This window comes from Microbacterium sp. NPDC055665 (genome assembly GCF_053618035.1).
Window position 1 is genome coordinate 371,146 of the sequence record NZ_JBSHGY010000001.1, and the last position, 22,038, is coordinate 393,183.

The window sequence follows — 22,038 nt, forward strand, 5'->3', positions numbered from 1 at the left end:
ACGCTCACCGTATGGGGTCTGACCACTACTTCACTGCGGCCCCGGCAAGCCCCGAGAATCTGCGCAGGATCCGTGTATCGCTCGCAGGCCGAGAGCTGGAAGTCACCACCGCGGGTGGCGTCTTCAGCCCGGATCGGCTGGATGCCGGCACTGCAGTGCTCCTCGCCAACATGCCCCCGGTTCCCCCGGGAGGCAACCTTCTCGACCTCGGCAGCGGTTGGGGCCCCGTCAGCATCTCGATGGCCCTCGCCGCACCGCATGCGACGATCTGGGCCGTCGATGTGAACGAGCGTGCCCTCGATCTGGTTCGGCGCAATGCCGCCTCCCTCGGGCTCACCAATATCAACGCATCTCTGCCCGACGATGTTCCCGAGCACATCACGTTCCGCACGATCCGCTCGAACCCGCCCATCCGCGTCGGCAAGAACGAGCTGCACGGCCTGCTTGAACGGTGGATACCGAGGCTCGACGAGCGCAGCGATGCCTGGCTCGTGGTCCAGCGCAATCTCGGTGCCGATTCGCTGCAGCGCTGGATCGGCTCGACCTTCCACCCCGGCTACAGCGTCTTCCGCACTGCCACCGGCAAGGGCTACCGCATCCTCAAGGTACGCAAGCATGGGACACCGCCGACCGAGCCGATCGCGCTATCCGGACTCTGACCGCTTCGTCGGCGGCTCGCTATTGGCGTCGGCCGCGTCAGGCTCCCGTCAGAGCAGGTCGATCTCTCCGCTGTAGACGAGTTGCGCCGGACCCGACAGGGCGACGTGCTCTCCGTCTTCTGCCGGGAACATGCGCACTCCGAGAGTTCCGCCTGGCACCTCGACCTGCCAGTTGTTCGGCGCATTCTCCCCCGCCCAGTACCGCACGGCGAGTGCGGTGGCGGCCACACCGGTGCCACAGCTCAAGGTCTCACCGACGCCACGCTCGAACACACGCATGCGGACGTGCCCGACTCCGTCGCGCACCAACGGCTCGCCCGGAACGACGAACTCGACGTTGGAGCCAGCAGGCAGAACGGGGTCGAGGTCCGGCGTGCGATGCAACTCGAGCGACGCGAGTTCGTGTTCGGACGCGATCGCCACGATCACGTGAGGGTTGCCGACGTTGATTCCGAGACCGGGGCGGGTGACCGGCAGTCCGTCGACGCGCACCAGCGGATCGTCTCCGGAGAGCTTCCACAGGCCGAGGTCGACCTGATATCCCGCGGCGCCACGGGTCACGTCGCGCACACCGGCTCGAGTACCGATCGGCAACGTCGATCCCGGTTCGATGGTCGCGAGTCCTGCACGCACGAGGTAGTGCGCGAACACCCGGATGCCGTTGCCGCACATCTCTGCGATCGAGCCGTCGGCGTTGCGGTAGTCCATGAACCACTCGGCCGCGGGTTCCTCCGCGAGCGCAGCCGCGCCGTCGGGGATGGCCGCAGAGCGGACGACCCGAAGGATGCCATCGGCGCCGATTCCGAAGTGGCGATCGCACAGCACCGCGACCTGCTCCACCGTCAGATCGAGCGCCCCGTCGGGATCGGCGATGATGATGAAGTCGTTGCCCGTGCCGTGACCCTTGGTGAATGCGACCATCCCCCCAGTCTAGAGAAGGCGACTACTGGTCGGAGACGAGGCGCTTGCCCGTGTTCAATACAGTGAAGCGCTCGTAGCCGAGCGAGTCGTAGAAGCCGAGAACACCCTCATTTCCCTCCCTGACCATGAGCTGCACCTTCGGGCATCCCATCGCCTCAAGCACACGCTCGGCCTCCCCCACGAGTGCCCGTGCGATTCCGAGGCCACGGTGCGAACTTGCCGTGGCGAGATAGTACAGCCACCCGCGATGACCGTCGTATCCGGCCATCACCGATCCGACCACTTCAGCGTCCTGCGTCGTGGCGACGAGGAAGCCGTCCGGCTGCACCGCGAGCTTGCGTTCGATGTCGAGGTGCGGATCGTTCCACGGCCGCGTGAGTCCTGCTTCTTCCCAGAGCACGACGACAGCCTCCGTGTCAGCCTCCTCGAAAGCACGAACCGTCCACTCGGCGGCCGCGTCTTCCCGCGGCTCGGCCGACCCGCTCACGCCGTAGCTCCCGTCGAGACGACGGCGTAGCGTCCACAGAGGAAATTCCGGTTGCGTGCGACCTCCAGGAGCTCCAGATCGAGCCTGCGCGGGAGCAGCGGCGCGCCGGACCCCAGCGTCACGGGCGCATACTGCACCCAGATTTCATCCAGCAGTCCCGCGTCGGCGAACTGCCCAGCGAGGTCTCCCCCACCGACGACCCAGATGTCTTTATCCGCGGCAGCAGCGAGCATCTCGGCGTGCACACTTCTCACGTCGTCGCGTGTCAGCCGCACATCGGCACCACCAGGGAGCGGGATCTCACGGTGCGTGAACACCCAGGTGGGCTGGGTATAGCCCCATCGCCCTTCTTCGTGCTTCATCACCCATTCGTACGTGGACGACCCCATCGCCAGCGCGCCGATGTTCTTCTCGAACGCGTTGTAGCCCATCGGGCCATCGGGATCGACGTCTTGCGTCAGCAGCCAGTCGAGCGAGTGCTCGTCCGTCGCGATGAAGCCGTCGAGGCTGGAGGCAGTGAAGAAGTGGGTGGTCATGCACCCAGCCTCGCAGCCCTCACCGACATCGCGGAAGTTCGGTCAGTCCGAGGCGGTTCCGGTGCGAAGCAGCGCCTCCGCATCGGCGGGTGCGGACCACCACTCCAGCTCCGGATACCGCTTGAACCACGACACCTGCCGCCGCGCGTAACGGCGGGTGAGTGCCTGTGTCTGTGCGATGGCGTCGGCTTCGGTGAGGGCGCCGTCGAGCTGCCCCAGCGCCTGGGCGTAGCCGATGGCCCGCGGAGCCGTGATACCGCGTTCGAGGCCCTGCGCGCGCAGATCGGCGACCTCCGCGACGAGACCTGCCTCCCACATCCGCTCTACACGGGCATCGAGGCGCGCCACCAGGTCCTGCCGTTCGACGTGCAGGCCGATCACGCGTGTCCGAGGATGCCACAGGACGGGGCGTTCGGGGAGCGCGGCGCCGTGCGTGCTGCTTCCCTGCTCGAGAACCTCGAGCGCTCTGATGACGCGCCGGCTGTTGCGCGGGTCGACCTTCGCCGCAGCCGCAGGGTCTTGCGCGCGGAGACGTTCGAGCAGGCCCTCGAGACCCTCGGATTCCAACTCGCGCTCGAGACGTTCCCGGATCGCGGCGTCGCGCGGCGGGAAGTGGAACTCGTACACGACGCTCGACACGTACAGACCGGAGCCCCCGACGAGGATCGCGTCGCCGCCTCGCCGATGGATCGCGTCGATCGCTTCTCGAGCCACCGGCTGATACCACGCGACTGCGGCCTCCTCGTAGACCTCGCGCACGTCGAAGAGATGGTGCGGGATTCCGCGTCGCTCAGCCAGGGGCAGCTTCGCAGTGCCGATGTCCATCCCGCGATACAGCTGCATCGCGTCGGCGTTCACCACCTCGGCCGGATTGCCGCGAGCACGGAGCGCTTCCGCCAGGTCGAGCGCGAGGTCGCTCTTCCCTGTCCCGGTTGCTCCGACGATCGCCCAGAGGCGCGGTTCGCTCACACCCCGACGCGAAGTGTGGGCAAGCCGAGCGACACGGCACGAGGGCCGCCATCCGACGCCGGCGTCGGAACCGCACACGACTCCGCCTGCGAGCGATCCCATGCGTCGCCCCCGCGCGTCCGACGGATCTGCAACCGTGCTCCGGTCGAGTCATCCGCGAGCAGGTGGAAGGGGGCCGCACGCGTGACGGTCACGGTCACGATGTCGCCGGGGCGCGGCAGGTCTGAGCCGGCCGTGACCTCGAAGTGGACCAGGCGATTGTCTTCGGCGCGGCCGGTGAGGCGGTGCGTCTCGGCGTCCTTCTTACCTTCGCCGGTCGAGACGAGCACCTCGACCTGGCGCCCGACCTGCTTCTGGTTCTCTTCCAGGGAGATTCGCTCCTGGAGTGCGATCAGGCGGTTGTACCGTTCCTGGACGACCTCCTTGGGCACCTGGTCCTCCATCGTCGCGGCGGGAGTGCCCTCTCGGATCGAGTACTGGAAGGTGAAGGCCGACGCGAAGCGGGACTGTTCGACGACGCGCATCGTGTCTTCGAAGTCCTCATCCGTCTCACCAGGGAAACCGACGATGATATCGGTCGTGATCGAGGCGTTCGGGATGCGCGCGCGAACACGATCGAGAATCCCGAGGAAGCGCTCGCTGCGGTACGACCGTCGCATCGCTTTGAGGATTCGATCGCTGCCGGACTGCAGCGGCATGTGCAGTTGCGGCATCACACTCGGAGTCTCAGCCATGGCGTCGATCACGTCGTCGGTGAACGCAGCGGGGTGAGGGCTCGTGAAGCGGATGCGCTCGAGCCCCTCGATCTCGCCGGCCGCACGCAGCAGCTTTCCGAACGCCTGCCGGTCGCCGAATTCCACACCGTAGGAATTCACGTTCTGCCCGAGGAGCGTGACCTCGATGGCGCCGTCTTCGACCAAAAGCCGGATCTCGTTCAGGATGTCACCGGGGCGCCGATCCTTCTCCTTGCCACGCAGGCTCGGGACGATGCAGAACGTGCACGTGTTGTTGCAGCCGACCGAGATCGACACCCATCCGCTATGCGCCGAATCGCGCTTCGTCGGAAGAGTCGACGGGAAGACCTCGAGCGACTCGAGGATCTCCAGCTCTGCATCGCCGTTGTGGCGCGCGCGCTCCAGCAGCCCGGGCAGCGACCCCATGTTGTGCGTGCCGAACACGACGTCGACCCAGGGCGCCTTGTCGAGGACCGCCTGCTTGTCCATCTGGGCAAGGCAGCCGCCGACCGCGATCTGCATTCCCTCCTTGCGACGCTTGACGGAGGCGAGATGCCCGAGCGTGCCGTAGAGCTTTCCTGCGGCATTGTCGCGAACTGCGCACGTGTTGATGATCACGACGTCCGCTTCGGCGCCGTCCAGAGCACGGACGTAACCGGCGCTCTCCAGCGAGCCGGACAGCCGTTCGGAGTCGTGCACGTTCATCTGGCACCCGAAAGTGCGCACCTCGTACGAGCGCTGGCGGCCGTCTTCGTCGACGGCTGCCGACGAAGCGCTGATGATCGTCGGTTCACTGCGCGGAATAGTCATGATCGACCCATTCTACGAGCCGTGCGGGTGCGGTTGCTGCGTCGCCTACTCACTCCGAATCGACGAACCGGACGCCGGAGCTCGACGCATTTGAGCCTGTCTCCCGCAGCGCCTGCTTGGCCGCCTTCATCGCCACGGACCCGTTGTATCCGCGCCGTGAGAGCTGCCCCACCAGACGCCGGAGAGCAGTGTCATTGTCGAGTCGGCTCAAAGAGCGCGCCTTGGTGCGCGCGAATTCCAGAGCGCGCTCATCGTCGTCATCCGGCAGCTCGTCGAGTGCACCGTCGATCACGTCCCGCGGAATACCTCGTTGAGCGAGCGCACGCGCGAGCGCAACCCTCCCCTGCCCCTTCCGCTCAACACCGGACGTGACCAGAGAGCTGGCGAGTGCAGCATCGTCGAGGTAGGCACGACGACAGAAATCCTCGATCACGTCATCGATCACGCCGTTCTCCAGACCGTGCCCTCGGAGAGCCTGACGGGCTTCGGAGACCGAGAGGGACCGGGTCCGCAGCTTTCGCACGAGGGATTCCTCGGCTGCGGTTCGAATCTCGTCGGAATCGACCGACTCCTCGATACCGTCCTGAGACGCGGTCAGAGCCCCGAGGGCATGAAGTCGGGGCGTGGAACTCGATGTCGGCGAACCCGATCTGGCGGATGCCCCTCGCGCGGGATGACGATCGCTCGGACTACCGGATTCGGCCCGGTTCGCCGCGGGAGCGGCACCGTCGGGCGAATGCCACGTCGACCGCCACAGGCCTGCATCGGCTGCGCGCTCGGGAGAGTCACCAGAGTTGTCGTCACCAACGCTCGCGGCTATCGAAACCGGGTCGACATTCTTCGTGGCCCGCCCGAAAAGGGGAATGATGGGGGCGATCCGGTCAGGATCGCCCCCACGAGTGTCATTCATCAGGCCGGACGACGCTCAGCGAGCTCGTCTGCCGCAGCAGGCACGGCCGCCGGTCCGCCAATGCCGAGCTTCTGCTTGATCTGCGTCTCGATCGCGAGCGCGATGTCGGGGTTGTTGAGCAAGAACGTGCGTGCGTTCTCCTTGCCCTGACCCAGCTGGTCGCCGTCGTAGGTGTACCACGAACCCGACTTCTTCACGATGGCGTGCTCGACGCCGAAGTCGATCAGGCTGCCCTCGCGCGAGATGCCGACACCGTAGAGGATGTCGAACTCCGCCTGCTTGAAGGGCGGGGCCATCTTGTTCTTCACGACCTTGACCCTGGTGCGGTTTCCGACCGCATCGGTTCCGTCTTTCAGCGTCTCGATACGACGGATGTCCATGCGGACCGACGCGTAGAACTTCAGCGCCTTACCACCGGCTGTGGTCTCGGGCGAGCCGAAGAAGACGCCGATCTTCTCACGGAGCTGGTTGATGAAGATCATGGTGGTGTTGGTCTGGTTGAGACCACCGGTCAGCTTGCGCAGCGCCTGCGACATGAGTCGCGCCTGCAGACCCACGTGGGAATCACCCATCTCTCCCTCGATCTCGGCGCGAGGCACGAGCGCTGCGACGGAGTCGATGACGATGAGGTCGATGGCGCCCGAGCGCACGAGCATGTCGGCGATCTCCAGCGCCTGCTCACCGGTGTCGGGCTGCGACACCAGAAGTGCATCGATGTCGACGCCGAGCTTCGCCGCGTAGTCGGGGTCGAGCGCGTGTTCCGCGTCGATGAAAGCCGCGATGCCGCCGGCGCGCTGGGCGTTGGCGATCGCGTGCAGCGTGAGGGTCGTCTTACCCGAGGACTCGGGTCCGTAGATCTCGACGATACGGCCACGCGGGAGACCTCCGACGCCGAGGGCGACGTCGAGGGCGATGGAGCCGGTGGGGATGACGGCCACGGGGGCGCGCTCATCGCTGCCCAGCCGCATGACCGAGCCCTTTCCGAACTGGCGATCGATCTGAGCGAGGGCGGTCTCGAGGGACTTCTCGCGGTCGGCGGGTGATGGCATGATGTGCTCCTTCTGCGCGCGTGGTGCCGCCTGTAGGCTGTCGCGGCTCGTCCCGGTTGGGAAGAACTCTCCGACAAGGCGTATGGCTCTTCGGCTTGTTTTCCACCGTACGAGAGGCCACCGACATCGTCTCGGTGAACCCGCATTCGGTGGAGAGCAGAAGCTCTGAACCACTTGTGCAGAAGACTACGCCCGTTTCGAACACATCTTCGACGACACGCCGAAGATCGCGCGCCATGTCCCGTAACCTGCGGACATTCCGCCGGGGTTCAGCGCCCGCGCGGCTCCTGCCGTCCGACACCGTGTCGCCGGCTCTCGGGAACGTCCATCTCGGCGCACAGCGCCAGCCAGATCTCCCGCGGCGGCGTACCGTCTTCCAGAGCTTCGAGTGCCGTACGGCCATGCAAGGCCGACAACCCGAGATCGTTCACCAGCGAAGAAGCTCGGGCTTGGAACTCGGTGTCGACGGCGCGAAGGAACTCGCTACGACGCATTGCTCACACGCACGCTGCGCTCAGTGCAGCGAGAGCTGGGGCTCGATCGACGCCACGAGGTCGTCGGGAACGACATCCGGGAACACCTGGATGCCCTCGAGAACGGAGATGCGATCTCCGACCTCGCGCATGATCGTCGAGATGGGGACGTCGAGGGCATCGGCGACGGATGCGAGGATCTCGCTCGACGCCTCCTTCTGGCCCCGCTCGACCTCACTGAGGTAGCCGAGGGCCACCGACGCCTTGCTTGCGACCTGCCGGAGCGTGCGCCCCTTCTGCAGGCGGAAGTCCCTCAGCACATCGCCGATTTCCTGCCGTACAAGAATCATCGGAACCTCCTCCCCGTGTGATCGTTCGAGGTCTCCCCCGATGAGACAGCCAGTCTAGTACTCCTGGTCTGCACGAAATCTACCCCTGCACTCTGTGGTTTGAATGTGAGCACATCGGTAATAACCGTCATCGGGCCGTCGCTATTCCGAGACCATCTCGAGCAACGCCGCCAGAGCCGCCGTCACCGTGTGCGTACGGATTGCATCACGGTCACCGCTCAGGTGCAGTGCCTTCGTCGAGGAGCCTTCCGGCGTCACGATCCCGATGTGAACCGTTCCCACCGGCTGGCCGTCGGGAGAATCCGGGCCGGCGATACCGGTCGTCGACAGCCCGACATCGGCCGCGAGACCGTCCACACTCACGACACGGCGCACGCCGTCGGCCATCTGCAGGGCGACCTGCGGATGGACCGGTCCGTGTGCGGCGAGAAGCTCGGTGTCCACGCCGAGGACCGTTGCCTTGACCGGGGTCGCATAGGCCACAACGCCGCCGAGCAGGACCTTGGAGGCTCCCGGAACGGATACGAACTCGGCGCACAGCGCACCACCCGTGAGTGACTCCGCGACTCCCAGAGTCCAGCCGCGGCGAGTCAGTGCCGACAGCAGTGCGACGGTGACCGCTTCGCTCATGCTCGCTTCTGGCGCGATCCACGCATCTGCGCGACGACGTAGTCGATACCGCTGGCCACCGTGAGGACCAGCACGATGAGCATCAGGACGAACATGATGATCGTCCAGGCCTCGAGGCCGATGAGGACATGCAGCGGCAGCAGCGCCCAGCCGAGGGCGACGCCCTGGAAGGCCGTCTTGATCTTGCCCATCCAGGCTGCCGCCACGACATGCTCGCTCGCGACCATCAAGCGGTGGATCGTGATTCCCCATTCACGGACGAGGATGACCGCGACGATCCACCAGCTGACCTCGCCGAGGATGGCAAGACCGATGAAGCCCGCTCCGGTGAGCATCTTGTCGGCGATCGGGTCCCAGAGTTTTCCGAAGTCACTGACGATGTCGTACTTGCGTGCGAGGTAACCGTCGACCCAATCGGTGGAGATCCCGACGATGAAGATGATGGCGGCCGCCCAGCGGAGGCCGGGCTCGGGGACGCCATAGGTGCCACCCAGCAGCAGAAGCACGAAGAAGATGACCGCCAGCGGGATGCGCGCGACGGTGATGGCGTTGGGTAGCTGCCGAGGAATCGCCATCAGTCGCGCCCCGTCAGACCCCAGGCGTCTTCATCGCCGCCCTCGGCCTCCACCTCGGGGAGACCTTCGTACTGGGCGGCGATCGGATCGTGCGTCTGAGGCATTGGCGGCACCGGAGGGGCCGCCGGAGCAGACGGAGCCGGGGACGACGCGGGAGCATCCTCTCCGCGCAGCTTCGCCATCACCTGCGGGAGCTGCTCAGCCGTGGCCAGCACATCGCGGGCCTTGGACCCCTCGGAGGGTCCGACGATCTCGCGCGATTCCAGAAGGTCCATGAGGCGACCCGCCTTGGCGAAGCCGACACGCAGCTTTCGCTGGAGCATCGACGTCGATCCGAACTGCGAGGAGACGATGAGCTCGGCAGCCGCGAGCAGCAGCTCCAGGTCGTCGCCGATGTCTTCGTCGACTTCCTTCTTCTTCGTCGGCTCCATCGCCTCCTGGACGTCGGGACGGTAGTCCGGACGAGCCTGGCGGGTGACGTGCTTGACGACCGCGTCGATCTCCTTCTCATCGACCCATGCACCCTGCAGACGGAACGGCTTCGAGGAGCCCATCGGCGAGAACAGCGCGTCACCTTGCCCGATCAGCTTGTCGGCACCGGGGCTGTCGAGGATGACGCGGCTGTCTGTGACGCTGGTGACGGCGAACGCGAGCCGCGACGGGACGTTGGCCTTGATGAGACCGGTGACCACGTCGACGCTCGGGCGCTGCGTCGCGAGGACCAGGTGGATGCCCGAAGCACGAGCAAGCTGGGTGATGCGAACGATCGAATCCTCGACGTCGCGCGGGGCGACCATCATGAGGTCGGCCAGCTCGTCGACCACGACAAGGAGGTACGGGTACGGCTTGAGCACCCGTTCGCTGCCCACCGGCACCTCGACCTCGCCCGCACGCACGGCCCGGTTGAAGTCGTCGATGTGGCGGAAGCCGAACGATGCGAGGTCGTCGTACCGCATGTCCATCTCCTTCACGACCCACTGCAGCGCCTCGGCTGCCTTCTTCGGGTTCGTGATGATGGGCGTGATGAGGTGCGGGACGCCGGCGTAGCTGGTGAGCTCCACGCGCTTCGGGTCGATCAGGACCATACGTACGTCAGCGGGGCGCGCCCGCATCAGCAGGCTCGTGATCATGGAGTTCACGAAGCTCGACTTACCGGAACCCGTGGAACCGGCGACCAGAAGGTGCGGCATCTTGGCGAGGTTCGCGATGACGATGTTGCCGCCGACATCCTTGCCGACACCGATCGTCATCGGGTGCGTGCTCTTCTGGGCGGCAGGCGAGCGCAGCACATCGCCGAGCGCGACCATCTCCTTGTCGGCGTTGGGGATCTCGATGCCGATCGCGCTCTTGCCCGGGATCGGCGAGAGGATGCGGACGTCGTTCGACGCCACGGCGTAGGCGAAGTTGTTGCTCAGCTGCAGGATCTTCTCGACCTTGACGCCGTGACCGACCTCGACCTCGTACTGCGTGACCGTCGGCCCGCGCGAGAAGCCGGTGACCTTCGCATCGACCTTGAACTGGGACAACACGCTCGTGATCTGCTCGATCACCTTGTCGGTGGCCTCGGAGCGCATCACGGGCGGCGGCCCCTCGACCAGGAGGCCGGGAGAGGGCAGGATGTACGGCGTGACGGGAGCCTGCGGCCCCCGGTCGCCCGGACCCTCCGTGCCGAAACCGTCGAGGCCGGGAAGCTCCGGCACCCCTCCGGTGTCGGAGGCATCATCGAGCAGAGCCGTGGTCTGCTGCCCGGCGAGCGAATCGGCGACCGACCGGACATCGGACAGCACCTCGGTGGCGGCGTCGTAGGGATTCTCGACGACGACAGCCTGGTCGTAGGCCGGAGTCGGGTCGGAGGTCGTGAGGAGAGCCGTGATGTCATCGGAGCCGAGAGTGCCCTCGTCGGGGTCTTCTTCACGCCCGGTCTTGTTGCGTCGCCACCATGGCAGCACGTCGGGGTCGTCGACCTTGTCGGCGTCGTCGATCGCAGCGACGTCCTTCGCAGGCTTCTCCGGGCGCTCGGCGTCGAACATCCAGGCGTAGAGGTCGCCGAGGCGCCGACCGATGCGGTTCGGCGGGGTCTTGGTGAGGATCAGGATGCTGAGTGCGGTCAGCAGAGCAAGCACGATATAGGCGGGGATGACGGTCAGGTACGTCAGCGGCTGACCCACGAGCCAACCGAATAGGCCGCCCCCCGCACTCAATGCGGTGATGTCCGGCTGGGGTTGGGGCTGTCCACCGGCGACGTGGCAGAAACCCGCGAGCGAGATCACGAACAGGCCGAAACCGAAGCCGATGCGTCCGTTGTCGTGAACGGAGGCCGGGTGACGGAACAGCCATCCTGCCAGCACGAGCAGGAGCAGGGGCATGATGAACGCCACTCTGCCGACGAGCAGCCCCACCGAGTAGGCGCTGATGTTCTCGGCCACCTCGTTGCCGATGAAGACCCACTCGTTCACGGCCCCCAGGGCAGCGAGCAGCACCAGGAGGAACGGGAAGCCGTCTCGACGGTCATCCTTCTCGAGAGCCTCCGGTCCGAAGGCGCGGAAGAGGCCGCCGACACCGTGCGCCAGTCCGATCCAGGCCCGGACTGCAACCGGAGGCTTGTCTGCCTCGTCGATGTACTTCTTGGGAGCGGGCTGGGCCTTGGGAGCCGTCTGCCGCTTGGGGCGCGACGGTGCGCTGGTCGACGCGCGCTCTGTCTTCGTGGTACTCCTGGCCATGATTCTCACGTTACGTCCAACAGCCGACATCTCCGCGTAATGACGCGGCTTTCCACCGATCCGGGCAACGCCAGCTATCGGGTGCGACGTGCCATCGTGTCGCGGATCGGCCCCTCCCCCACGACCGTGAATCCTTCGGCGCGGTACAGGTTGCGCGCGAAGTTGTCCCGTTCGACGCTCAGGCTGATCCGCAGATGCCCCTCCGCGCCCGCGAGCTGCACGACGCCGCGCAGGAGAGAGCGTCCGACCCCACGAGCACGCCAGAGCGGGTGCACTCCGATGATCAGCTCAGGGACAGCGGCACCGACGAAGCCGAATCCCGGGGCATTCTGCGGCAGCAACCGATACCAGGCAGCACCGACGGGGACGTCATCGCCGTCGGTGGCGACCAGACCGTCGTCGGACATCCGCTTCCAGCCCGCGAGATACCGTCGATGCTCCGGGGACGTCAGCACCTCGTGGCGCGGGCGCACTCCACCGGCGCGCCAGTTGGCGGCCTCGACGAGCATGTCGCCGAGGAACTTCGCATCCGTCTGCGCCGCCCTGCGAAGGGCAATGCCCCTGTCCATGACGCGAGCATAGGGCCGGGGTGTTACGCCGGGATGACGGCCGACAGTGAATCTCCCTCGGTCGTCACGCCTCGATGACGAGCGGGACGATCATCGGCCGACGGCGGAGTCGCTGGTTGACCCAGCGACCGATCGTGCGTCGCACGACCTGCGACAGCGAGTGCGTGTCGCGCACTCCGTTGCCCGCCGCCTCCTTGAGCGCCGCGACGATCTTCGGCGCGACATCGTCGAAGACGGAGTCGTCTTCGGCCACACCACGCGCGTGGATCTCGGGCCCGGAGATGATGCGGCCCGTCGCGGCATCCACGACGACGATCACGGAGATGAAGCCCTCTTCGGCGAGGATGCGTCGGTCCTTCAGGTCCGCATCGGTGATAGCTCCGACCGAGGAGCCGTCCACGTAGACGAACCCGAGATCCAGCTGCCCGACGACGTTCGCGACGCCGTCCTTCAGGTCGATCACCGTGCCGTTGGAGGCGATGATCGTGTTCGCCTCCGGGACACCCGTGTCCTGCGCGAGCTTGGCGTTCGCGATCAGATGCCGGTATTCGCCGTGCACCGGAAGGACGTTCTTCGGCTTCAGGATGTTGTAGCAGTAGATCAGCTCGCCGGCGGCAGCGTGCCCGGAGACGTGCACCTTCGCGTTCGCCTTGTGCACGACGTTCGCGCCGAGCTTGGTCAGACCGTCGATCACGCGGTAGACAGCGTTCTCGTTGCCCGGGATGAGGCTGGAGGCGAGGATGACGGTGTCGCCCTCGCTGATCTCGATCGCGTGGTCCATGTTCGCCATGCGGCTCAGCACCGCCATGGGCTCACCCTGGGAACCGGTCGACATGTAGACGATCTGCTCGTCGGGGAGGTCGCGCGCCTTCTTGAAGTCGATGAGGACCCCGTCGGGGACCTTCAGGTAGCCGAGTTGCTCGGCGATCGTCATGTTGCGCACCATGCTCCGACCGAGGAACGCGACGCGGCGACCATTGGCGTACGCGGCGTCGATGACCTGCTGCACACGGTGGACGTGGCTGGAGAAGCTCGCGACGATGACGCGGCGAGGCGCCTTGGCGATGACCTGATCGAGAACGGGACCGATCGAGCGCTCGGTCGGCGTGAAGCCGGGGACGTCGGCGTTGGTCGAGTCGACGAGGAACAGGTCCACGCCCTCCTCACCGAGGCGTGCGAAAGCCCGCAGGTCGGTGATGCGGCCGTCCAATGGCAGCTGGTCCATCTTGAAGTCACCCGTGGCGAGCACCATGCCGGCGGGGGTGCGGATGGCGACAGCCAGAGCGTCGGGGATCGAGTGGTTGACGGCGACGAACTCGAGATCGAACGGCCCGACCCGCTCCTGCTGCCCTTCCTTCACCGTGAGGGTGAAGGCCTTGATCCGGTGCTCCTTGAGCTTCGCCTCGACCAGCGCGAGAGTCAGGCCCGAACCGATCAGCGGGATGTCGCTCTTCAGGCGCAGCAGGTACGGAACGGCGCCGATGTGGTCCTCGTGGCCGTGCGTCAGCACGACACCGACGATGTCGTCGAGCCGGTCACGAATGGGCTCGAAGTCCGGAAGGATCAGATCGACGCCCGGCTGATGCTCCTCGGGGAAGAGCACACCGCAATCGACGATCAGTATCTTGCCGTCGTACTCGAAGGCGGTCATGTTGCGACCGATCTCGCCGAGCCCGCCGATCGGGATGACCCGCAGCGTCCCTTCAGCGAGAGGGGCCGGTTCTACCAGGGGAATGGACATGCTGTCTCCTCAGTCGGACACTCCGCGCGTCCGTTCGTTCATGGGGACGCGACTCAGCGCGTCGTGCCGTGCACCTTCGGCAGGGCACCACCCGCAGCCGCGTTGCGGTCGGGTCGGAAGTTCGAGAAATCGGCTCCGGGAACGTTCTTGACGAGGTCGAGCTCATCCTCGATGAGCGCAGCCTCCCATTCCTCGGGACCGACCAGGGGAAGGCGGACGCGCGGGCTCGAGATGCGTCCCAGCCCGTGCAGGATGTACTTCGCCGCGACGGTTCCCGGGACATGCGTCATGACAGCGCGTACGAGCGGCTCGAGGCGCTTGTGTTCGGCTGTCGCCGTGGCCAGATCGCCGGCGTTCACCGCGTCGATGATCGTGCGGTACGGCGCGGCGGCGACGTTCGCCGTGACGCCGATGAGGCCGGTGGCCCCGATCGCGAGGTGCGGCAGCACGTTCGCATCGTCGCCGGAGAAGTACATCAGATCGGTCTGGTTGAGCACGCGACTCACCTCGGAGAAGTCGCCCTTGGCGTCTTTCACCGCGAGGATGTTCGGGTGCTTCGCGAGGCGCAGGATCGTCTCGTACTTGATCGGCACACCGGTTCGGCCAGGAATGTCGTACAGGATGACGGGCAGGTCGGTGGCGTCGGCGACGAGGCGGAAGTGCGTGAGGATTCCGGCCTGCGTGGGCTTGTTGTAGTACGGCGTGACGATCATGATGCCGTCGGCGCCGGCCTTCTCGCTGGCCTTGTAGAGCTCGATCGCGTGTGCCGTCTCGTTCGAGCCACCACCGGTGATGATCTTGGCGCGGCCTGCCGAGACCGACTTGCCGACCTCGACGAGCTTGAGCTTCTCGGGGTCCGTCAGAGTCGAGGTCTCGCCGGTCGTTCCCGTCACGACGATGCCGTCCGCACCTGCGGTGATCACGTCATCGATGTGCTTCTCGACGGCGGGCCAATCGACTTCTCCGTCGGCCGTCATCGGAGTGACGAGCGCGACGAGAACCTGTCCGAAAGGGTTGCCCGAGTGCGTCATAGACCCAGCGTATCGGTTCGGGTCACCGTCATGCGGACGCGGTGACGCTCGTCAGACGCGACCACGACGGGCGACGCCCGACGTCAGCGAACTGGGCAGCACACGCGTCAACCCCACGATCGCCTTGTATCGCAGCGACGGGATGGACACGGACTTGCCGCGGGCCGCATCACGCAACCCCGTGCGGACGACGTCGCGCGCGTTCAACCACATGAACCCCGGCACGCCCTCCTCGCCCACCGCCAAGCCCATCCGCTCGTGGAATGAGGTGTGTGTGAACCCCGGGCAGAGGGCGGTGACGCTCACTCCGTCGCGCGCGTACTCCGCGTTCGCCCAGCGGCTGAAGCCGATCAGCCAGGACTTGCATGCGGAATAGGTGGAGCGGGAGATGAAGCCGGCGACGGAGGCCACGTTGATGATGCGGCCTCCGCGTCCGCGCATCGACTGCAGAGCAGCATGCATGAGACGCATCGACGCCTCGACGTGCACCCGGAGGTGCCGGACCTCGTCGTCGATGTCGTTGTCGGCGAACTGGAGCGGCAACCCGAACCCGGCATTGTTCACGAGCAGGTCGACCGGGTCGGAAGTGTCGCGCAGCCGTGCGGCGATGCCCTCGACCCCGGCTTCATCGGCCAGATCTGCGGGGAGCACCTCGACCGCCACCCCGTACTCACTGCGCAACTCGGCTGCCAGCTGCTGCAGCGCGTCCTCGGATCGCGCGACGAGGATGAGGTCGGCTCGGCGCCTGGCGAGTTGGCGGGCGAACTCCGCCCCCAGTCCGGCGCTGGCTCCCGTGATCAGAGCGGTGGGCATCAGCGCTCGTATCCGAGGAAGCGATAGCGGATGCCGGTGCGCGAAGTCCGCCACTCCCCCTCGTCGACGAGTCGCCACGCGGTCTTGGCGGGCGCGTAGGCGTCACCGTCGACAGCGAGATCGAGCTCGGTCACCTCGAGTCGGTCGGCGTCCCCGATCACCTGGCGGAAGATCTCCGCACCGCCGATGATCCACACCCGGTCCAGGCCGCGGACGGCTTCGGCGACGGTGGCGGCACGGCGAGCACCATCCTCCGACCAGTCCTGCTGTCGGGTCACCACGATGTTGTCGCGCCCCGCGAGCGGCCGGAACCGTTCAGGCAGCGAGTCCCAGGTCTTGCGGCCCATCACCACCGGCGCTCCGAGGGTGATGTCCTTGAAATGCGCCAGGTCTTCGGGCACGTGCCAGGGCATGCCGCCCTCGGCGCCGATCACGCCGCCGTGAGCCTCGGCCCAGATGAGCCCGACCCAGGTCATACCGCCACCGCCGCGCGGATGGGGGCGTGGTGCTGATAGTCCTCCACGACGAAGTCCTCGTAGCGGTAGTCCGAGATCGACTCCGGCTTCCGAGCGAAGCGCAGCGTCGGGTACTCGAAAGGCTCGCGGCTCAGCTGCTCGCGCACCTGGTCGACATGGTTGTCGTAGACGTGGCAGTCGCCGCCGGTCCACACGAAGTCACCGGGCTCGAGCCCGACCTGCTGGGCGATCATCATCGTGAGCAGTGCGTAGGAGGCGATGTTGAACGGCACCCCGAGGAACATGTCGGCGCTGCGCTGATACAGCTGGCACGAGAGCTTGCCGTCGGCCACGTAGAACTGGAAGAGCGCATGGCACGGCGCGAGGGCCATGTCGGGGATGTCGGCCGGGTTCCACGCCGACACGATCAGCCTGCGCGAATCGGGCGAGCGGCGGATCTGCTCGATCACCTCGGACAGCTGGTCGATGCTGCCGCCGTCGGGCGTCGGCCACGACCGCCACTGCACACCGTAGACGGGACCCAGATCGCCCGACTCATCCGCCCACTCGTCCCAGATCGTGACGCCGTTCTCCCGCAGCCATCCGACGTTGGAGTCGCCCTGGAGGAACCAGAGCAACTCGTAGGCGATGGACTTGAAGTGCACGCGTTTCGTGGTGATGAGCGGGAACCCCTTCGACAGGTCGAAGCGGATCTGTCGGCCGAAGACGCTCGTGGTCCCGGTTCCCGTCCGATCCGACTTGTGCGTGCCCGTCTCCAGGACGTCGCGGAGCAGGTCTTCGTAGGGAGTCGGGACGGCTGCGCTCATGACAGCCACGATACCGTCCCACCCCGGGCCACGGGCGGAACCGCCCCGGCCGGATCAGGGTTCGTCATGCTCGGAAACATCGGCCTCGCACCCCGACCGAGCACGTAATCTCGACACATGTCGCCCGCCCTCGCTCTCGCCGTCGCCGCTGCGCTCCTCGCGCTCGCGACGGTCGTGGGCATCGTGCTGCGGCGTCGCGACGGTAGACGCCTCGACGGCGGGACCCTGCGGTTCGATCCCGCCGACGCACCATCGAACGGGCTCGGTGATCGTGCCACCCTCGTGCAGTTCAGCACCGAGATGTGCGCACGGTGCCCGCAGGTGCGCCGACTGCTGCGCGACTACGCCTCCGATCACGCCGGGCTCGCCCACGTCGAGGTCGACCTGACCCACCGTCCCGATCTCTCGACGCGCTACCGAGTCCTGCAGACGCCGACGACCTTCCTCGTCGACGGCACCGGCGCGGTCCGCGCACGATTCCATGGCGTGCCCCACCGGCACGCCCTCGCAGAAGCCCTCGCCACCGTCTGACGTGCGAAGACCGGAGCACACATGAGCACACCCGCAGGCATCGATCCCCGTGGTCCGCGCTTCGCCGCGACGATCACCGCGTTGCTGCTGCTCGTGGCGACGTTCCTGGCGCTGATCGGGATATCGACGGAATCCGCCAGTACAGGCTCATTCGGCTGGTTCGCCTATCAGCCGCTCGCGGATTCGACGTTCGTCCCCGGTGGTTTGGTGATCTCATCGTCGACACCCGCTCAGCGCGCGCTCGACCCGGGCTTCCTACTCACGGTCGTGATCGCCCTCCTGTTCCTGTGGGGTGTCGTCTCGCCGCGCACGGCGCCGTGGAGCGTCGTCTTCCGCACGCTGGTCCGCCCGCGACTCTCGCCGCCGGCAGAGCTCGAAGACCCGCGCCCGCCCCGGTTCTCGCAGGGGGTGGGGCTGTTCGTCGTCGGCATCGGCCTCCTGCTGCATCTCGCCGGCGTCCCGTGGGCGCTTCCGATCGCCACCGCTGCGGCTTTCATCGCCGCGTTTCTGAACGCGGCGTTCGCCTTCTGCCTGGGATGCCAGCTCTACCTCCTGCTTCAGCGCGCGGGCATCGTCGGTCGCGCCGCGGCCACCTGATTCCTGTTCCGTCCCACCCGGCCCGTCGGTAGGCTGGCCGCTACGTGACCCGCACACCGAGCGGGGACGAGAAGCGGAGGAATCATGCCCGTCACCAGCGAAGCCGCCAGCACCTGGACCGGATCGCTCATGGAAGGATCGGGCACGGTCGCGTTCTCCTCGTCGAACCTCGGCACCTTCCCGATCAACTGGAAGGCCCGCAGCGAAGGCAGCGACACCACGACCACGCCCGAGGAACTCATCGCGGCAGCCCATTCCGCGTGCTTCAGCATGGCGCTCTCTCACGCGCTCGCTGAGAACGGCACCCCGCCGGAGCGCGTCAACACGACCGCGTCGGTCACGTTCAAGCCGGGTGTCGGCATCACGGGCAGTCACTTGAACGTCAACGCGACGGTGCCGAACCTCACGCCCGAGGCGTTCCGGGAGATCGCGGCCGGCGCCAAGACCGGCTGCCCGGTGTCTCAGGCGCTTGCAGGGATCGAGATCACGCTCGAGGCCACCCTCGCCTGAGGGACGAGGCTGGGGTCAGCGACGCGAGAGGCGGATGGCCTCGCGGATGCTGGCCCTGGCATCCTTCCGACGCCCGGCGGCGTCCTGCACGACCCCCAGTCGGTAGCGTGCGCGCCAGTCGTCGCCGGCCGCATCGGCCTCTGCGGCGTATCGCGCGATGAGCGGATCCGCGTCGGCCCGTGCGATGCGACCGCTCGGCGTCAGCTCCGTCTCCACCGGAGGCATCCCGCCTTCGCTGTCGAGGAGCCGTCCGAGGCGATCCGCTCCGAAGCCGAACATCATCTCCCGGACCAGCGCCCAGGCCCCGATCGGTGCCAGCACCAGCAGCGTGATGCCCATGCCGATCGAGACCGGAGAGCCGACCGAGATGAACATCACGGCAAGCCAGATCGCGACGGCGAGGTAGACCAGGAGCGCCGCGGCCATCAGCCCGACGCCGATCCGTGACATCACGAGCGGATGCCGATATCGATCATGTGCTCGAGGCCGACGATCACGCCGCTGGCCCGAGCGGCGAAGGGGACGGCGAGACGGATCCCCGGCGCGTACGCGAGCGCAGAGTCCGTGGTGTCGTGCGTGAAGGTCAGCGACTCGCCGGGTCCCGAGAGGATGACCTCCTGCTTGGCGACGACTCCGGGGCGCCGCAGCGAATGGATCGGCACGCTGCCCACCTGCTGCCCCCGCGCACGCTGATCGGCGTGCGGAGCGCTGACCGGCCCCTGCTCCGCCCGTGCCGCTGCGATGAGCTCGGCCGTGCGCACAGCGGTGCCGCTCGGCGAATCGATCTTGGTCTCGCGGTGCGCTTCGATGATCTCGGCGGAGCCGAAGAACGGGGCGGCGGCGGCGGCCAGTGCCGATCCGAGCACCGAGCCGAGCGAGAAGTTCGGGATGAAGACCACGCCGGTGCCGGCGGCTTCGACGAGCGGGCGCACGAGAGCGATCCGTTCCGAGGACCACCCGGACGTCGCGACGAGAACGTTGATGCCTCGTTCGACGGCGGCTCGGACGACCTCGATGCTGACCTGCGGTGTCGAGGCATCGACGACCAGGTCGGCGCCATCCAGCTCGGAGAGATCGCTCGACGAGGTCAGCACACGGCTCACCTCGAAGCCCTCGAGCTCATCGATCACCGCACCGATGATCGTGCCGAGCTTCCCGGTTCCGCCGACGAGGGCTACCTGCGTGGTCATGCGTCCAGTCTATTTCGGCGGCGACTCCCTCCGGCCGGGGGCGCGCGGGGTGGATCACACCCCATCCCGGACCTGAGAGATCTCAGACGAGCAACGCGTCGGGAATGCCCGTGCGCAGCTCCACCGGAAGGTGGCCGGTGTCGTTGTGGGTGAGCAGGGTCCACGGCCGCCCCTGCTTCTGCGCGATCACCGTCAGGCCGCAATGCGACTGGTTCAGCGTCATCCACCGCCATTCGGGTGCGGCGAGCACCTCGCGGACGAACCAGGAGATCACGAAGTTGTGCGTGATGAGGACCTCGTGCACATCCCCGGTCTTGCGCACGAGGAACTCCTCGACCGCATCCGACATCTGTGCGCGCCCCGCTTCGATCTCCGCTTCGGTGACCGAGCCGAAGAACGGTTCGAACACGGCGGGAGTCTCTTCGGTCATCCCGGTGGGCACGCAATCGAACAGCAGCGCGGTGGGCTCCGGGTCGACCGACGGCAGACGAGCCGCGATCGCTCGAGCCGTCTCGTTGGCGCGGAGCAACGGCGAATGCCACACTGCGTCGAGCGGAAGCCCGGACAGCCGGTCGGCGATCAACTCGGCTTGACGCTGCCCTCGAGGAGAGAGGGGTCCGTCGGCGAGACCATGCTCCGCATCCTGATGTTCACCATGTCTGACCAGATATATGTAGTGCGTCACAACTCGCTCGCTTCATCGCCAGCATCCGCCGGGCCTCCCTCCCACCCTATGTCACGGGTGGGACGATGCTCAGTTGCCGGCCCGGGTCAACTCGGCGACGTGGCTCCGCGAGAGCGAGACTCCCGCACCCTGCATGAGCTCGTCGACGTGATCGGTCGCGAAGGTGTTCACGATCGGTGCCGCGATCGTGCGCTGAGCGAGCAACCAGGCGATCGAGACCGCTGCGACGGGAACGGCCAGCTCTTCGGCCACCTGGTCGAGCGCGCGCAAGATCTTGATTCCCCGCCGATTCAGGTGCCCACGCAGCTGCTCGCCGCGCACACCACGCGAGGTGAGCGCCTTGTTGCGGTGGCGCCCTGAGAGGAAGCCGTGCTCGAGGGCATGCGACGGAGTGACCGCGAGGTTCTGAGCGCCGGCGACGAGGCGCAGGTCTCCCTCGAACGGCTGACGACGGATGAGGTTGTACGGCGCATCGATCACCTGGATGCGCGGGTAACCGGCCGAGGCGAGGATCCGCGCCTCGACCAGGCGCTCCGGTGACAGGCCGAAGGCTCCGAGCGCACCCACCTTCCCCGCGTCCGACAGCCATTCGACGGTCGCCAGGGTGTCTTCCAGATTGGTGGTCGCGTCGAGCGTCGCGTCGAGGTAGAGGACGTCGATGCGCTCGACGCCGAGCCGTGTGAGCGAGCCCTCGACAGCCCGCACGAGGTTGACGGAGCCCAGCCCGGGATTGTCGGCGTGGGCGCCGATGCGCACGCTCAGCACGGCACGATCACGTCGCCCGCGAGACCGCAGCCACTGGCCGATGATGTGCTCGCTGCGTCCGCCGGAGAAGCCGTCGGCCGTGTGGATGGCGTTGCCGCCGAACTCCAGGTAGCGATCGAGGATGCCGTGGCTGGTCTCGAGGTCGACGTTCCAACCGAACTCGGCGGCGCCCAGCATCAGAGGGAAGGTCTCGTAGCCGGTCTCGCCGAGCGGGACGCGGATGGTCTCCCCTATCCCCGGTCCGACGATGGGGATCGGGGCGGACGGGTGCTCGGCGTGCTGCTGGGCGCGATCAGTCGACGCTCCTGCGCCTACGCTGAACAACCGCATACTCTCTCACCCCCGCGTCGATCGGTGCGTGCCGACCTGCGTACCTGCTGGATCTGCACCCCCCGGTGCGTACTTCGAGGGTAAGCGAATTCATCGAACGCCCTGACCAATCCGGGGAACGGCGCGGAAACGGTCGATAACGATTTGGTCACACCGGATACGACGGAACCC

At 66.8% G+C, this 22,038-nt stretch carries 26 protein-coding genes; 4 read left to right on the plus strand and 22 right to left on the minus strand.

All coding sequences use genetic code 11. The features are described from left to right. The first annotated feature begins 11 nt into the window (after nt 1–11). Nucleotides 12–659 carry a class I SAM-dependent methyltransferase gene (locus ACWGO6_RS01810; RefSeq protein WP_136043730.1) on the plus strand — a complete coding sequence of 216 codons (648 nt, stop codon included), beginning with the start codon at nt 12–14 and terminating at the stop codon, nt 657–659. Between the two features lie 48 nt (nt 660–707). On the opposite strand, the gene dapF is transcribed toward ACWGO6_RS01810, so the two are convergent. The 18 genes from dapF to ACWGO6_RS01900 all read right to left on the minus strand — a co-directional run bounded on the left by dapF (nt 708) and on the right by ACWGO6_RS01900 (nt 17,259). Further along, a complete protein-coding gene (dapF, locus tag ACWGO6_RS01815; RefSeq protein ID WP_136043729.1) occupies nt 708–1,580 on the minus strand; it encodes a diaminopimelate epimerase in 873 nt (290 codons plus the stop codon). A 22-nt stretch (nt 1,581–1,602) separates the two neighbouring features. Further along, nucleotides 1,603–2,067, minus strand: a complete 465-nt coding sequence (locus ACWGO6_RS01820) for a GNAT family acetyltransferase (protein ID WP_136043728.1) — start codon at nt 2,065–2,067, stop codon at nt 1,603–1,605. Continuing rightward, nucleotides 2,064–2,603 carry a dihydrofolate reductase family protein gene (locus ACWGO6_RS01825; protein WP_452325688.1) on the minus strand — a complete coding sequence of 180 codons (540 nt, stop codon included), beginning with the start codon at nt 2,601–2,603 and terminating at the stop codon, nt 2,064–2,066. The genes ACWGO6_RS01820 and ACWGO6_RS01825 overlap by 4 nt, the downstream gene beginning before the upstream one ends. A gap of 42 nt (nt 2,604–2,645) precedes the next feature. Continuing rightward, on the minus strand, nt 2,646–3,572 hold the full coding sequence (miaA, locus tag ACWGO6_RS01830; protein ID WP_136043726.1) for a tRNA (adenosine(37)-N6)-dimethylallyltransferase MiaA: 927 nt from the start codon (nt 3,570–3,572) through the stop codon (nt 2,646–2,648). Continuing rightward, nucleotides 3,569–5,116 (minus strand): tRNA (N6-isopentenyl adenosine(37)-C2)-methylthiotransferase MiaB, encoded by a 1,548-nt coding sequence (miaB, locus tag ACWGO6_RS01835; protein WP_452325689.1) that lies wholly within the window; start codon nt 5,114–5,116, stop codon nt 3,569–3,571. Before miaB ends, miaA begins: the two co-directional genes overlap by 4 nt. A gap of 49 nt (nt 5,117–5,165) precedes the next feature. Continuing rightward, nucleotides 5,166–5,561 carry a regulatory protein RecX gene (locus tag ACWGO6_RS01840; protein ID WP_452325690.1) on the minus strand — a complete coding sequence of 132 codons (396 nt, stop codon included), beginning with the start codon at nt 5,559–5,561 and terminating at the stop codon, nt 5,166–5,168. A 464-nt stretch (nt 5,562–6,025) separates the two neighbouring features. Continuing rightward, entirely contained in the window at nt 6,026–7,075 is a 1,050-nt protein-coding gene (recA, locus tag ACWGO6_RS01845) for a recombinase RecA (protein WP_105668419.1), read from the minus strand. A 269-nt stretch (nt 7,076–7,344) separates the two neighbouring features. Further along, nucleotides 7,345–7,569: a DUF3046 domain-containing protein gene (locus ACWGO6_RS01850; RefSeq protein ID WP_452325691.1), complete on the minus strand. Its 225-nt coding sequence runs from the start codon at nt 7,567–7,569 to the stop codon at nt 7,345–7,347. Between the two features lie 20 nt (nt 7,570–7,589). Next, on the minus strand, nt 7,590–7,898 hold the full coding sequence (locus ACWGO6_RS01855) for a helix-turn-helix domain-containing protein (RefSeq protein ID WP_017830901.1): 309 nt from the start codon (nt 7,896–7,898) through the stop codon (nt 7,590–7,592). Nucleotides 7,899–8,039: 141 nt separating this feature from the next. Further along, the gene (locus tag ACWGO6_RS01860; protein WP_452325692.1) at nt 8,040–8,528 is read right to left on the minus strand and encodes a CinA family protein; all 489 of its coding nucleotides are present in this window, start codon (nt 8,526–8,528) and stop codon (nt 8,040–8,042) included. Next, nucleotides 8,525–9,103 (minus strand): CDP-diacylglycerol--glycerol-3-phosphate 3-phosphatidyltransferase, encoded by a 579-nt coding sequence (gene pgsA / locus ACWGO6_RS01865; protein WP_452325693.1) that lies wholly within the window; start codon nt 9,101–9,103, stop codon nt 8,525–8,527. Before pgsA ends, ACWGO6_RS01860 begins: the two co-directional genes overlap by 4 nt. Beyond that, entirely contained in the window at nt 9,103–11,823 is a 2,721-nt protein-coding gene (locus tag ACWGO6_RS01870; protein WP_452325694.1) for a DNA translocase FtsK, read from the minus strand. The genes pgsA and ACWGO6_RS01870 overlap by 1 nt, the downstream gene beginning before the upstream one ends. A gap of 74 nt (nt 11,824–11,897) precedes the next feature. Next, a complete protein-coding gene (locus ACWGO6_RS01875) occupies nt 11,898–12,392 on the minus strand; it encodes a GNAT family N-acetyltransferase (RefSeq protein WP_136043719.1) in 495 nt (164 codons plus the stop codon). Between the two features lie 64 nt (nt 12,393–12,456). Further along, on the minus strand, nt 12,457–14,133 hold the full coding sequence (locus ACWGO6_RS01880) for a ribonuclease J (RefSeq protein WP_452325695.1): 1,677 nt from the start codon (nt 14,131–14,133) through the stop codon (nt 12,457–12,459). 53 nt (nt 14,134–14,186) lie between these two features. Continuing rightward, nucleotides 14,187–15,164: a 4-hydroxy-tetrahydrodipicolinate synthase gene (dapA, locus tag ACWGO6_RS01885; protein WP_029263611.1), complete on the minus strand. Its 978-nt coding sequence runs from the start codon at nt 15,162–15,164 to the stop codon at nt 14,187–14,189. 51 nt (nt 15,165–15,215) lie between these two features. Further along, on the minus strand, nt 15,216–15,977 hold the full coding sequence (locus ACWGO6_RS01890) for an SDR family NAD(P)-dependent oxidoreductase (protein WP_136043717.1): 762 nt from the start codon (nt 15,975–15,977) through the stop codon (nt 15,216–15,218). After that, a complete protein-coding gene (locus ACWGO6_RS01895) occupies nt 15,977–16,453 on the minus strand; it encodes a dihydrofolate reductase (protein ID WP_452325696.1) in 477 nt (158 codons plus the stop codon). The genes ACWGO6_RS01890 and ACWGO6_RS01895 overlap by 1 nt, the downstream gene beginning before the upstream one ends. Further along, complete coding sequence (locus tag ACWGO6_RS01900; RefSeq protein ID WP_136043715.1) at nt 16,450–17,259, minus strand: thymidylate synthase; 810 nt, start codon at nt 17,257–17,259, stop codon at nt 16,450–16,452. Before ACWGO6_RS01900 ends, ACWGO6_RS01895 begins: the two co-directional genes overlap by 4 nt. 117 nt (nt 17,260–17,376) lie before the next feature. Here ACWGO6_RS01900 and ACWGO6_RS01905 point away from each other — a divergent pair, with 117 nt between their 5' ends. From ACWGO6_RS01905 to ACWGO6_RS01915, 3 genes are all read left to right on the plus strand, one after another. Continuing rightward, nucleotides 17,377–17,790 carry a thioredoxin family protein gene (locus ACWGO6_RS01905; RefSeq protein ID WP_452325697.1) on the plus strand — a complete coding sequence of 138 codons (414 nt, stop codon included), beginning with the start codon at nt 17,377–17,379 and terminating at the stop codon, nt 17,788–17,790. Nucleotides 17,791–17,811: 21 nt separating this feature from the next. Beyond that, nucleotides 17,812–18,387: a DUF4395 domain-containing protein gene (locus ACWGO6_RS01910; RefSeq protein WP_452325698.1), complete on the plus strand. Its 576-nt coding sequence runs from the start codon at nt 17,812–17,814 to the stop codon at nt 18,385–18,387. A gap of 84 nt (nt 18,388–18,471) precedes the next feature. Then, complete coding sequence (locus tag ACWGO6_RS01915) at nt 18,472–18,897, plus strand: OsmC family peroxiredoxin (protein ID WP_452325699.1); 426 nt, start codon at nt 18,472–18,474, stop codon at nt 18,895–18,897. 15 nt (nt 18,898–18,912) lie between these two features. On the opposite strand, the gene ACWGO6_RS01920 is transcribed toward ACWGO6_RS01915, so the two are convergent. The 4 genes from ACWGO6_RS01920 to ACWGO6_RS01935 form a co-directional block, all read right to left on the minus strand. Then, the gene (locus tag ACWGO6_RS01920) at nt 18,913–19,347 is read right to left on the minus strand and encodes a hypothetical protein (RefSeq protein ID WP_136044035.1); all 435 of its coding nucleotides are present in this window, start codon (nt 19,345–19,347) and stop codon (nt 18,913–18,915) included. Beyond that, nucleotides 19,347–20,087 carry a 4-hydroxy-tetrahydrodipicolinate reductase gene (dapB, locus tag ACWGO6_RS01925; protein ID WP_452325700.1) on the minus strand — a complete coding sequence of 247 codons (741 nt, stop codon included), beginning with the start codon at nt 20,085–20,087 and terminating at the stop codon, nt 19,347–19,349. The genes ACWGO6_RS01920 and dapB overlap by 1 nt, the downstream gene beginning before the upstream one ends. An 82-nt stretch (nt 20,088–20,169) precedes the next feature. Beyond that, on the minus strand, nt 20,170–20,772 hold the full coding sequence (locus tag ACWGO6_RS01930; RefSeq protein ID WP_136043710.1) for a histidine phosphatase family protein: 603 nt from the start codon (nt 20,770–20,772) through the stop codon (nt 20,170–20,172). A gap of 69 nt (nt 20,773–20,841) precedes the next feature. Continuing rightward, entirely contained in the window at nt 20,842–21,867 is a 1,026-nt protein-coding gene (locus tag ACWGO6_RS01935) for an aldo/keto reductase (protein ID WP_452325701.1), read from the minus strand. Nucleotides 21,868–22,038: the final 171 nt, after the last annotated feature.